This window comes from Pedobacter sp. (assembly GCF_045627485.1).
Classification (GTDB): domain Bacteria; phylum Bacteroidota; class Bacteroidia; order Sphingobacteriales; family Sphingobacteriaceae; genus Pedobacter.
The window spans coordinates 1-12,285 of the sequence record NZ_JAZQNU010000070.1 but is presented as its reverse complement, the minus strand read 5'-3'; the positions used below and the strand labels follow the sequence as shown (position 1 = coordinate 12,285).

11 protein-coding genes are annotated in these 12,285 nt (G+C 41.8%); 5 read left to right on the top strand and 6 right to left on the bottom strand.

From position 1 onward, the window contains the following. Positions 1–36: 36 nt before the first annotated feature. The 3 genes from ACR2F3_RS05005 to ACR2F3_RS04995 form a co-directional block, all read right to left on the bottom strand. Positions 37–393 (bottom strand): HopJ type III effector protein, encoded by a 357-nt coding sequence (locus ACR2F3_RS05005; RefSeq protein ID WP_432708879.1) that lies wholly within the window; start codon positions 391–393, stop codon positions 37–39. 45 nt (positions 394–438) lie between these two features. Continuing rightward, complete coding sequence (locus ACR2F3_RS05000) at positions 439–1,293, bottom strand: dienelactone hydrolase family protein (RefSeq protein ID WP_432708878.1); 855 nt, start codon at positions 1,291–1,293, stop codon at positions 439–441. 184 nt (positions 1,294–1,477) lie between these two features. Beyond that, complete coding sequence (locus ACR2F3_RS04995) at positions 1,478–2,671, bottom strand: alpha/beta fold hydrolase (protein ID WP_432708877.1); 1,194 nt, start codon at positions 2,669–2,671, stop codon at positions 1,478–1,480. A 156-nt stretch (positions 2,672–2,827) separates the two neighbouring features. On the opposite strand from ACR2F3_RS04995, the gene ACR2F3_RS04990 reads away from it, so the two are divergent. Beyond that, positions 2,828–5,284, top strand: a complete 2,457-nt coding sequence (locus ACR2F3_RS04990) for a TonB-dependent receptor domain-containing protein (RefSeq protein WP_432708876.1) — start codon at positions 2,828–2,830, stop codon at positions 5,282–5,284. 40 nt (positions 5,285–5,324) lie between these two features. Here ACR2F3_RS04990 and ACR2F3_RS04985 read toward each other — a convergent pair whose 3' ends face one another. Continuing rightward, positions 5,325–5,792 (bottom strand): hypothetical protein, encoded by a 468-nt coding sequence (locus ACR2F3_RS04985; RefSeq protein ID WP_432708875.1) that lies wholly within the window; start codon positions 5,790–5,792, stop codon positions 5,325–5,327. 140 nt (positions 5,793–5,932) lie between these two features. Between ACR2F3_RS04985 and ACR2F3_RS04980 the strand changes: the two genes are divergently transcribed. Then, entirely contained in the window at positions 5,933–6,280 is a 348-nt protein-coding gene (locus ACR2F3_RS04980; protein WP_432708874.1) for a helix-turn-helix domain-containing protein, read from the top strand. 5 nt (positions 6,281–6,285) lie between these two features. Here the strand turns inward: ACR2F3_RS04980 and ACR2F3_RS04975 are convergent, their stop codons facing one another. Next, positions 6,286–8,229, bottom strand: a complete 1,944-nt coding sequence (locus tag ACR2F3_RS04975; protein WP_432708873.1) for a heavy metal translocating P-type ATPase — start codon at positions 8,227–8,229, stop codon at positions 6,286–6,288. A 136-nt stretch (positions 8,230–8,365) separates the two neighbouring features. On the opposite strand from ACR2F3_RS04975, the gene ACR2F3_RS04970 reads away from it, so the two are divergent. Continuing rightward, positions 8,366–8,488 (top strand): hypothetical protein, encoded by a 123-nt coding sequence (locus tag ACR2F3_RS04970; protein WP_334641074.1) that lies wholly within the window; start codon positions 8,366–8,368, stop codon positions 8,486–8,488. A gap of 8 nt (positions 8,489–8,496) precedes the next feature. Here ACR2F3_RS04970 and ACR2F3_RS04965 read toward each other — a convergent pair whose 3' ends face one another. Beyond that, positions 8,497–9,195, bottom strand: coding sequence for an arylesterase (locus ACR2F3_RS04965; RefSeq protein ID WP_432708872.1), 699 nt, complete (start codon positions 9,193–9,195; stop codon positions 8,497–8,499). Positions 9,196–9,329: 134 nt separating this feature from the next. On the opposite strand from ACR2F3_RS04965, the gene ACR2F3_RS04960 reads away from it, so the two are divergent. Beyond that, positions 9,330–10,013, top strand: coding sequence for an ABC transporter ATP-binding protein (locus tag ACR2F3_RS04960; protein ID WP_432708871.1), 684 nt, complete (start codon positions 9,330–9,332; stop codon positions 10,011–10,013). Beyond that, positions 10,006–12,285: ABC transporter permease (locus ACR2F3_RS04955; RefSeq protein WP_432708870.1), on the top strand; the 2,280-nt coding region annotated here is incomplete at its 3' end. The genes ACR2F3_RS04960 and ACR2F3_RS04955, both read left to right, overlap by 8 nt.

The following is a 12,285-nucleotide window of genomic DNA, read 5'->3' as shown; positions in this document are numbered from 1 at the left end:
TTAGTTGGCTAAGTATATGCCTTGCTTTTTAAACGATTACCCTGCGATGGACCCCAATGGCGACAATGCATTCCTTTCAAACCGTATCCCTTCCCAACCATGTATCATAAACTGTCTGATATTTTGGTGGTCTGTTGCATCAGGATGAGCTAAAACGGCCTGGTAATGTTCAGCAAATAACGAAAGTGTATCAGCCTTGTTCAAGGCGTTTATTTGGGCAAAAGAAAACACTTTTGCACTTCCCTGATTTTGGGTCGATTCGTTAAACGCATCTCCATTTTTAAATGCTGTAGGCTGGTGTGCAAAGTAGGTATCAATAAAGGCTATCACTGTCGCAAAGGGTGTAGTATTGGATTTTGTACCGGCAAGTAATACTTGTAATTGGTCTTTCATAACTTGGAGTAATCGCTAAATTCAACTAAGTATGCAAATATATCATTAACTTAATTTCTTTTTAAACAAATCAATAGTTCTGCCCCAAGCCAGTTTAGCGGCTGCTTCATTGTAACGCGTTGGCGATGTGTTATTGTTAAAGGCATGGTTAACATTGTCATATATAAACAACTGATAATCTTTATTATTCTGTTCTAATGCTGCCTCATACGCAGGGATACCCGCATTGATTCGTTCATCCAGGCCGGCGTAATGCAACATCAGTGAAGCCTTAATTTTAGGCACGTCGGCTACGTCTGCCTGAGAGCCATAATACGCTACAGCCGCCTGTAAATTTGGGTCGTTTACTGCAAGCAGATTTGCCATTCGGCCACCCCAGCAAAACCCCACGCAACCTACCTTTCCATTGCCATCATTTCTTTTTCTAAGGTAATCAAGGCCCAATATAAAATTTTGCAGGTTCACTGCAGGATCAAGTTTACCAATTTCTTCACGAGCTTTATCCTCATCTGTCGGGGTACCACCTGTAGCAGACAATGCATCTAATCCTAATGCCAGGAATCCTTCAGCCGCAACCTGTTTAGTTACATCAATGGTGTGCGGGTTCAGTCCCCTGTTTTCGTGGATCACCAATACAGCACCTAAGTTCTTGCCATTTTTAGGCTTTGCCAGGAAACCTTTCATTTCCCCATTTACACCTTTAAAGGTAATGGTTTCGGTATCCAGTTTACTGTCGTCAACGAGGGATACCGCAGCAGCATAATTGTTTTCAAGCAATGGCAGCATGGTCATTGCGATTGCCGTTCCACCCGTTAAAACAGATAGTTTTTTAATAAATTCTTTCCTGCTAAGCTTGCTGTGGGTGTACGAATCGTACAGGTTGATGATTTTCTGATCCATATGATAACAAAGTTAGGTTTACGAGTTAAAGGGCAAAACTATAGGTATAACACCTGTTTACCGAAATTAAATATACTAAAATACCAATACACAACCTCACAATGGACCCTCTATTAATTTTTAGTGTAAGTAATAATTGATGTTGATGCCCGTATAAGCGGTGCAAAGATAATTGTTAGCAAAACTAAGACTTCAAGAATTCCGCTACACGCTGGTTCACCAAAGTATGTTGTTCTATCAACCCCATATGTCCTGCAGGGGAAAGCGTAAACAACACTGATCCAGGAATACGTTCGTTCATTGTTTTACTAGCTTCCAGCTTCGTAAGGCGGTCCTTATCAGCGCCAATAATTAAAGTAGGGACATTTATTTTAGTTAAGATCAAAGTTGCATCATATTCGAACATGCCTAATACACCTCTACCGACAACTTCCGGCGATGCCATGGTAGCCAATAAACTCGAAAAATCCAGTTGCTTTGGTGTTTGTGTACCAGCATAAGTCATCAAACGTGTCATCAGTAACGCGACTCCATTTAGATAGCTTATCCATTTAATTAGCCACAGCATTGGGGAAATAGCGATCATTACTTTGCAAAGAGGTTTCAAGACCGGTTCCTGAATAGCATAAGTTAATCGATCTGACAAAATGGTTTTAGTTGGGTTGGTATAGGTAGTATGCTGTAAAATTATTCCCTTAATTGCAGGGATTTTGGTTAAATATAATTTACAAAATGTGAGTATAGTAAAACCTCCCATACTATGACCCCATAAGACTGGATTCTTAACATTAGCAGATTCTATGACAACAATGAGATCAGCTGCCAATTTTTCAAGGCTATAATCTTTATTATTCGGTCTCCTTGATTTTCCAAGCCCAGGATAATCTACCAAAACAAGGTGGTAGTCCTTCTCAAAATACTTTTTCTGATAGTACCATTCCAAACTATTGGAGTTCCAGCCATGCAAAAAAATAATCGTCTGTTTACCTTTTACGCCACCATGCTCCACATTAATGATACTTCCATCTGGCCGGTAAAGCTGTTGTTGTTCCGGGTAACGCTCTGCCTTTGGTCCTTCATCACCTTTTCGGGATTTGCTTAAAAGTAGGCGTACGAGGAATCGCCCCGTTAGTATATAACTAAGAATTATGATAGCACTAATTAAACACCCATTTGCGTAATCCTGTTTAGAAACAATCGCCATCCCTTTGTACAAGTACCATTGTCTGATCAGATAAATATCAAACCAGATTAAAAAAATGGAGCATAAGTTAGCAAACAGGCCTACTAATAATATAAATGGCATAAGTTCTATTTTCCAGACTAACAAGTAAGGCTGCTGTTGGTTTAACAAAATGGTGTATCCAGATTGGCTCATTCCGGCATCCGTTTTAATACCATAAGTTTAATGCCTAACCTATTAATAGCGTTACCTATATAATAAATATCGCGTGGAAACTACAGATTCCAAATGTAACAACCTTATTATGATCATTTTGCATAAAAAGTTGTTATTACTATAAAATACAACAGCATGTATAGAATATACACCCTCAGCTTGCTCTTCGCTCTCTTTACTATTGGCCAGCTTACCGCACAAGAACGAATCGGCATCCAGGGAACAGTCATAGATTCTGCCAGTCGCCAACCTGTAGATTACGCATCTATATCTTTAATAAACCAGGCCGATAAAAAAGCGGTTGCTGGTATGCACACCGATACAAAAGGACAATTTAACCTAAGCGGGGTAGCGTCGGGCCAATATACGATCCGCATCGGTTTTATGGGCTATCGTACTATCGAACGCACAAACATCAATTACACCGCTGGACAGGTCCTCAATCTTGGAACCTTTAACCTTCGCCCGGCGGGTGCCCGGCTTCTGAAGGAAGTTGTGGTGAGTGCACCAACACCAGGCATGTCCATTGGCATTGACCGGAAGGTTTTTAATGTAGAACAAAGCCTGATTAGCCAGGGTGGTTCTGTAACTGACCTCCTTTCTGATATCCCCTCGTTATCTGTCGACGCCGATGGTACCGTAAGTCTGCGCGGATCAAGCGGTGTCAGGATACTTATAGATGGTAAACCTTCTGCCATGGCTGGAAGCGACATTACACAGGTTCTTCAATCGCTGCCTGCCAATTCGGTTCAACGCATTGAAGTAATCACCAACCCATCGTCAAAATATGAAGCTGAGGGGCAGTCGGGGATCATCAACATTGTTCTTAAAAAGAATCTTAAAACTGGGTTAAACGGTTTGCTTACCACATCTGGTGGCTCCTATCGCAATTATAACGGCGGAATTTCACTCAACTACCGTAATAGCAGTTTTAATTATTATGGTAACTATGATTACCGGAAGTTTCGCCGTCTGGGTGATGGACAGAATGTGACCAGATATTTTGAAAACAATGGTATTATCGAGAATAATAACGAAGCCGACAGGGCGGGCATTGGTCACTCGGCAAAATTAGGCGTCGACTACTTTATAAACCAGACTGCCACCATAGGTATTTCTGGTAATTTTAGCATTCGCGACAACCAACGTAATGAAGACCTATTTTACCGCTACCAGAATTTACCAAACCTGAATGGTACAAGTACCCGTTTCTCGCGTCAGACTGAAGATGACTTTGGTTACGACCTGAACCTTGATTTTAAGAAAGAATTTAAACGTAACGGTGAAGAACTACTTTTTAATGCCGCCTATGGCCGAAATAAAGAAGACGGTATTAATGAATTTAACCAAACATTCAGCAATGTGGCCACGCCTGCAGACCGCCAGATTAACGACACCTATGAAAAAGGTGATAACATAAATCTGCAACTGGATTACACACTGCCATTTAATGATCACAGTAAATTTGAAGCGGGTTATCGGTCTACATTCGAAAAGGGAGATGAATCTCAACTATCCAGACGCTTCAATATAATCAGCAACAATTTCGTACCAGATTATGATGTGAGCAACAAATTTGAACTTGACGAATCTGTACATGCTTTGTATACCAACTACCAAAACAGGTTTACTGAGCGGCTGGGCTTCCAGGTTGGTCTACGCGCAGAACAAGCTGAACTGCAAACAAACACAATCTCTTTAAACCCTGACATACCACCTGCGTCGAGAGAAACTGCTGGTGGATTAGATTATTTCCGGCTCTATCCAAGTGTATTTCTTACGCAAAAACTAGGGAATGAGGATAAGGACCAGCAGTTGCAGCTAAGTTATACCCGACGGGTAAGCCGGCCCCGTGGCTGGCAGGTAAACCCATTTGTAAATATCTCAGATCCTCTAAATATACGTCAGGGCAACCCCAATCTGCGTCCGGAAGATATCCATTCCTTCGAATTTGGGTACAGTAGTTCATTAGGTAAAACTAACCTAACCACTTCAGTTTACTACCGTCGAACAAATGACGTGATCCAGCTAATCAGTCAAAGGATTGAAGGGTCTAGTGCTGCTACGCTAAGCGAATGGAGGAACATTAGCCGTAATGATGCCACAGGATTTGAATTAATATCTAAAACAAAATTGGGGAAAGCCCTCGATTTTACAGGTAATGTAAACGTTTTTTACAACCGCTTTTACGGAAGCGATGAATTTAAGATTGATGAAAGAAAGGGCGTTAACTGGGATGCGAATCTTTCAGCAAACATTCGTTTTGCTAAAAATCTTTCTGCACAGATTCGTGCCAATTATAACGCCCCACGCATACAGGCCCAGGGCGAAACCATTGGTAATTTTGTAATGGATGCCGCACTGCGCCTGCAGGTATTAAGCGATAAAGCCACCATCCTCTTTAATGTCAGGGATGTGTTCAATCAGCGCCGTTTTGGTGGGTACACGCGGACCGGACAGTTTATCAGAGATTTTGAGGACCGCCGTGCCTTACGAATGGCTTTACTTACTTTTAGTTACCGTTTCGGTAATAGTGGAGAGCGAAAAGACGAGCGTGATCGTGGAAATGATGATGATAATGGTGACAATTAACAGCTACAATTAAAATTTAATAAGTATAATACCAATATTTTCATTTTATTCGCACATAAGTTTCTATGATTTCCCGATTTACATCCAGGCTGTCTATCTTTTCAATTCCTTGCTGTCGAAGGGTATCACCACTAATGGCGAGCTTAAATTTAAATTCGTGGTTCTCCCAATCACGATAATTACAATATTCCAGATTTTCTGTGTAGTCATTTCCAACCAGGATATAGGTTCCCGCCCCAGTATCATATACCGGATGAGCGGTCTTGCCCTGAAGTGTATCATGCCTGAAAAATGAAAAATGGGTATCATTGAACAACTTGATCATCACATCGGCTTGGCCTTTAACCGGGTACGCAATTACCGTATCTCCGTTTGTGATAATCATATTTGACACTAATTGCCATGACCCACTCAATGAAGCAGGAGAAGCATAATCAACAGGTGACGTTGAGGACTGACAAGCAGAAATGGCCAACAAAAGGCCACAAAGCATGCATAATGGTTTCATAATACGGATTTTTCTTAAAATTAGTAGAATACTATTATTAACCCTAACAAACTAAATATAATTAATTTAACAATTGATTTTTTGTTATAACGAAATATTAAATATATATTTAATAGATAATTAAACCAATCATTACTTTTATGAAAAATTTAGGAAAACATATTAAAAAATTACGACTACAATGCGGATGGACCCAAGTAAAGGTGGCCAACCAGCTGGATATCTCAATTCCTGCTTTTTCTAAAATAGAAGCAGGCATCACCATCATCAACATTATGAGACTTAAACAAATCGCCGACATTTTTAACGTGCCGGTAGCATCTTTGCTTTATGCAGAATTTCATGAAAGCCAGTATACAACTGACAATAGAATCAAAGAACTTCAGAAATCCTTATCGGAGAGAGATGAAAATATACTTGAGCTACAAAAAAAAATAATTGGGTTGTATGAAAAACAAGAGCAATGGGCTACTGAAGAATCGCGATGATAGAATTATAAATGCATACGTTGTATGCGTACAGCGTTTAGGATAGCCAATAAGGCAACACCTACATCAGCAATTACAGCTTCCCAGAGGCTAGCTATACCATCTGCACCTAAGGCTAACACGGTAATTTTAACTACCATGGCCATAGTTATATTTTGCCACACCACATTTCTCGTTATCCTGCCCGCTTTAATGGCGGATACAATTTTAGAGGGCTCATCATTCTGAATAACCACATCCGCGGTTTCAATAGCAGCATCACTTCCAAGTCCCCCCATAGCAATACCCACATCAGCTAAAGCAATTACTGGTGCGTCATTTATGCCATCACCTACAAAGGCGATGCGTAATCCCTGCTCCTTAAATGTCTTTACCCGTTTAACTTTTTCTTCCGGCAATAATTCTCCGTATGCATGAGTAATACCAAGCTTTTTAGCTACCTCATCTACCACGGCTTGTTTATCGCCAGATAACATCACCGTCCTGATGTGTAGACTATGCAAAGCTTTAATAGTCTTAGGGGCGTCTTCTTTTATTTCATCAGCGATGGTAATGTAACCTGCATAATTACCATTAATGGCCACAACGATGATGGTTTCTACAATTTGCGCCAATTCATTTGGATAGGCGATGTGATACTTTTTAAATAAACTGAGGTTACCCACTATTACTTTTTTCCCATCTACCGTACCCGTTAGTCCAAGGCCACTGTGTTCTTCAACATCAGTGACCCTCACATGCTCCAAATCGTCACCAGCATAATCAACTATAGCTTTTCCCACCGGATGTGTTGAATTTCTTTCCAAGGCTACCACCAGGCGTAATAACTCGGACTCTGCTACACCGTCACATTCCACATGCTGCACTTTAAATACACCTTTAGTAAGTGTGCCGGTTTTGTCCATCACTACGGTATTAACCTGTGTCATTACATCAAGGAAATTACCACCTTTAAATAAAATACCATTTCTTGAGGCCAGTCCAATGCCACCGAAATAACCCAGTGGAATAGATACCACCAAAGCACATGGACAACTGATCACCAGAAATACCAGTCCTCTGTAAAGCCATTCATTAAAGTTATAATCTTCAACAAATAAGTAGGGCAAAACCACTAAAGCCAGTGCCAGGTAGAAAACAATGGGTGTGTAGACTTTGGCAAATCCAGAGATAAAAAGCTGCGTCTTTGATTTTCGTGCCGTTGCATCTTGAACCATAGCTAGGATTCTGCTTAGCTTACTGTCTTTAAAAAGGGTGTTAACCTCAATTTCTGCCATGGTTTGTAGATTCACCATACCGGCTAGCACATTATCTCCTTTATATTTTGTATCAGGCTTACTTTCGCCCGTTAAGGCCGCAGTATTAAATGAAGCACTGGCTGATTTTAACACGCCATCCAGGGCAACCCTTTCACCTGGTTTAACCTCGATAGTTTCTCCTAAGGCAACAAGAGAGGGATTAATCGTTTTCGCCTGTCCATTTCTAATTACAGTAACCTGATTAGGTCGAATATCCAGGAGCGCTTTAATATTACGCTTCGCCCTGTCGACAGCGAGATCCTGAAACCATTCACCGATCTGATAGAACACCATCACGGCAACGCCTTCGCTATATTCCCCAATATAAAATGCACCAAGCGTTGCCACACTCATCAACACGAATTCATTGAAAATATCTCCACGTTTAATATTTGTAAAAGCCTGGCTTAGCACCCCTCTTCCGGCAAGTAAATAAGCAATAGCGTTTATACCAAAACTAAGTGTTTGCGGAAGTTTGTAATGGAATCCATACTCCATAATCAATTCCACCACGATGACGAAAAAGGCCAGAAGAATATCCCATTGGCCCCTGATACCATTAGATACCACATGCTTGTGATTATACTCATGATTATCATTATGATGATGATCGTGTGTAGGTTCTACCGCATGCTTTAATATTGTACTCATGGATTTATATAATTAAGTATTGCCGTCATTGCACCACTGCACTGGTTTAAATGGAATAATGGTAGTGTTTTAAAACAAAAGTCCTGACCTCAGGGTTTAGTGTGTAAAACAAAATTATTAATCTAAAATTACATTTATGCAAAACTGGTTAAAAACAATTATCGCAGGAGCTGCTGCCTGGAAATTTGGCGGAGGATGTTTAGGAACAATCGTGGTTTTCGGCATCGTATACTGGCTACTAGGACAATCTGGCTGTTAAGTCTAACGTTACAAGATATCCTTTAGCTTAACCCAAACATTTTCGGCCATAATCTTTTGTCCTTCGGCAGTTGGATGGACACCATCACTTTGGTTAAGTTGCGCTACACCGCCAACGCCATCCAACAAAAAAGGCACAAACACCATGTCGTTTTTCTTAGCAAGCTTTTCGAACATTGCTTTAAAATCAGCTGTATAGCTTTTACCCATGTTTGGCGGCATTTGCATACCTAAAAGCACCAGTTTTGCATCTGGGTATTTCTCTTTTACTTTATCAATGATCGCTTGCAAATTAGTCGTAGTTTGTGCTACAGGGATGCCCCTTAATCCATCATTCGCACCTAACTCGAGGACAAATACTTTAACAGGTTTTTTAAGCAACCAGTCTACCCTGCTTTTCCCTGCCGCGGAGGTTTCACCACTTAAACCACCGTTTACTACCTGATAGGGTAAGTTCAACGAATCTATTTTTTTCTGAATCAGGGCTGGATAAGCCTCATTTTGTTCAAGTCCCAGGCCAGCGGTAAGGCTTGTGCCGAAAAACAGGATATTTTCTTTGTCTACAGGCAAGGGTGTAGCTACCGGCGCAGACTCTGTTGGCCTGAAGTTAACTTCAGGATCGCCAGCTTCCCTATTGCTTTTTTGACCACAGCCGCCAAAAAAAACACCACATAACACCATGCTACTTAAAATCTTAACACGTAACATAAATATGAATTATAAATCTAAAATTAGCCTTTACTTGTTTAACACGTATATTAAACATTTTATGGTTAAACGGTAAATAACTAACATTATTTCCTGCATTAAGTTTAACTAATTTCTTACGCTAAATCCAATATATGCCTGTCGAAAATATCCTGAGTATAGAAAATGTAAACAAAATATATAAAAGCGGCGGCCACCAGCTAACCGTGCTGAACAACATCAATTTTAAGGTGTCATCCGGGGCTACTGTAGCCATCACAGGACCTTCAGGCAGTGGCAAAACAACGTTATTGGGCCTATGTGCTGGTTTGGATCGTCCAAGTTCGGGAACTGTTAAGCTAAATGACATCTGCCTTAACGAACTTTCAGAAGATGAGCTTGCTGTTGTTAGAAACCGTTATGTAGGCTTTATCTTTCAGAACTTCCAGCTGATGCCCACCCTAACAGCTATTGAAAATGTAATGGTTCCTATGGAACTGCGTGGAGAGAAAAACGTGAGGGCACACGCCCTTGATCTGCTTGACAAGGTAGGTTTGGCCGACCGCGCGCATCACTATCCGGTTCAACTTTCTGGTGGAGAACAGCAGCGCGTATCGCTGGCGCGTGCATTTTCGAATAAGCCTGCTATTCTTTTTGCCGATGAGCCGACGGGTAACCTGGACGCAGAAACCGGTGAAAAAATAGAAAACCTGTTGTTCAGCCTGAACCGTGATGCTGGCACCACACTAGTGATTGTTACACACGACCGCGATCTTGCCGCCCGTACCAGCAGCATTATAAACATTAAAGGGGGCGTAATTACTTCATCACATGACTGAGGATAAAACATTACCAACCAGAACAGTAAATGTGCCTTGGCTATTTCAAATGGCATTGCGCGACAGTCGACGCAACCAATCAAGGCTTCTTTTATTTATTTCTTCAGTGGTGCTGGGAATAGCCGCCCTGGTAGCTGTATATTCCTTTCGCCACAACCTCCAAAAGGATATTGAAGGCCAGGCAAAGATATTGGCAGGTGCAGATTTAACCATCGACAGCCGCAAAGCGCCTGGCAAAGAAGCACTCGCGGTGCTCGACTCCCTGGGAGATGAACAGGCACGTGAAAAAAACCTGGCCTCCATGATCTATTTCACTAAAAATGAAGGCAGCAGACTGGTACAGATCAGGGCACTGGAAGGCAACTATCCCTTTTACGGAGAAATAGAAACCACCCCCGCTACTGCTGGCAAAACCTTTAGAAAAGGCAAAAAAGCCCTGGTCGATAAAACCCTCATGCTGCAGTTTAACGTTGTGCCTGGCGATTCGATCAAGGTTGGCGACGTTACCTTTATGATCGAAGGCGCCGTAGACAAGGTTCCCGGACAAACAGGTATTGCAGCTACCGTGGCACCTGTGGTATATATACCCATGGAATACCTTGATAAAACAGGATTGACTAAACAGGGAAGCAGGATACAATACAAATATTTCTACCGGTACAATAACCCGCTGGCGGCAGAAGCGACAGTGAAAACTTTGAAAAAGGTTTTTGATAAAGAAGGCTTGGATTCCAGTACCGTTGAATCACAGAAAGAGGAAACCGGACGTTCATTCCGTGATGTAAGCCGCTTCCTTGCCTTGGCTGGTTTCATTGCACTGCTTCTGGGCTGCATAGGCGTAGGTAGTGCAATCCATGTTTATATAGGCGAGAAACTGGGCACCATCGCCACCCTACGCTGCCTGGGCGTAAAATCCTGGGAAGCATTCCTGATTTACCTTATCCAGATTTTCTTCATAGGTTTGCTTGGTGCTATTGCAGGTGCTGCACTCGGCACCGTAATACAATTTTTATTACCTGCCGTACTGAAAGATTTCATCCCGGTTGAACTAAACATGCAGATCTCCTGGCCATCTATTGGGCAAGGTGTATTGCTTGGTGTTATCATTTCTATTTTATTTGCACTTCCCTCCCTTCTTGGCGTACGCAGGGTGTCGCCATTAAACGCATTAAGGCTGTCGTATGAACAGAATTCACAAAAGTTTGATCCGCTACGGTGGCTGGTTTACCTTTTAATATTGCTATTTGTATGGGGCTTTACCTACCTGCAGGTAGGTGGCTGGCGTGAATCATTAGCTTTTACAGCAAGTGTTTTATTTGCATTTGGTTTATTACTTGCCCTCTCGAAATTTCTAATGTGGTTCGTGAGGATATTGATCCCGGCTTCATTTAACTACTTATGGCGACAGGGCTTTGCCAACCTGTACCGTCCTAACAACCAGACTGTCATGCTCACTGTTTCTATTGGCTTGTCTACGGCTTTCATTTGCACTTTGTTTTTTGTTCAGGGTATTTTAATGAAAAGAGTAAGCTTATCATCAGGCGAAAACCAGCCGAATATGGTACTTTTTGATATTCAGAATAACCAAAAAGACGAGGTTGCTAAACTGACGGAATCATATAATCTCCCCGTGATGAATCAGGTACCCATTATTACGGTACGTATTGCAGAAATTAACGGAAAAACAGCTGATGATATCGTTGAAGCGGATAGCACGGCGAAAAAAAATGATCCACAGGCAGAGCCCGATACCCTAGCTCCTTCTGCAAGGGCGTTCCGGGGTGAATTGAGGGTAACTTTCCAGGATACCCTAACCCAGGCCGAGGAGATCGTAAAAGGCAAATGGATAGGTAAACTGCAACATCCCGACGATGTGGTCTATGTATCTTTAGAAGAAGGTTATGCCAGAAGAATCAATGTAGATGTTGGTGACCGGATTACCTTTAACGTGCAAGGTGTACTCATCCCAACCGTGGTGGGTAGTTTGCGGTCAGTAAACTGGACACGTATGCAAACTAACTTCCGTGTGGTCTTCCCTACTGGTGTACTTGAAGATGCACCACAGTTTCATGTTCAAATGACAAGGGTGCCCTCGAGTGAAACCTCTGCCAGTTTCCAGGCAGCTGTGGTGCGTAACTTTCCAAATGTATCTGTGATTGACCTTGGCCTGGTGTTAAAACTGCTGGATGAGGTATTATCAAAAATCGGTTTTGTCATCCAATTTATGGCAGGGTTTAGCATGGCCACAGGTTGGATCGTCCTTATTTCTGCA

Excerpts from the sequence above, each read along its gene's own strand:
- ACR2F3_RS04990 (WP_432708876.1), top strand. The coding sequence starts at position 2,828 with ATGTATAGAATATACACCCTCAGCTTGCTCTTCGCTCTCTTTACTATT.
- ACR2F3_RS04985 (WP_432708875.1), bottom strand. The coding sequence starts at position 5,792 with ATGAAACCATTATGCATGCTTTGTGGCCTTTTGTTGGCCATTTCTGCT.
- ACR2F3_RS04965 (WP_432708872.1), bottom strand. The coding sequence starts at position 9,195 with ATGTTACGTGTTAAGATTTTAAGTAGCATGGTGTTATGTGGTGTTTTT.
- ACR2F3_RS04970 (WP_334641074.1), top strand. The coding sequence starts at position 8,366 with ATGCAAAACTGGTTAAAAACAATTATCGCAGGAGCTGCTGCCTGGAAA.
- ACR2F3_RS04975 (WP_432708873.1), bottom strand. The coding sequence starts at position 8,229 with ATGAGTACAATATTAAAGCATGCGGTAGAACCTACACACGATCATCAT.
- ACR2F3_RS05005 (WP_432708879.1), bottom strand. The coding sequence starts at position 393 with ATGAAAGACCAATTACAAGTATTACTTGCCGGTACAAAATCCAATACT.
- ACR2F3_RS04980 (WP_432708874.1), top strand. The coding sequence starts at position 5,933 with ATGAAAAATTTAGGAAAACATATTAAAAAATTACGACTACAATGCGGA.
- ACR2F3_RS05000 (WP_432708878.1), bottom strand. The coding sequence starts at position 1,293 with ATGGATCAGAAAATCATCAACCTGTACGATTCGTACACCCACAGCAAG.
- ACR2F3_RS04995 (WP_432708877.1), bottom strand. The coding sequence starts at position 2,671 with ATGAGCCAATCTGGATACACCATTTTGTTAAACCAACAGCAGCCTTAC.
- ACR2F3_RS04960 (WP_432708871.1), top strand. The coding sequence starts at position 9,330 with ATGCCTGTCGAAAATATCCTGAGTATAGAAAATGTAAACAAAATATAT.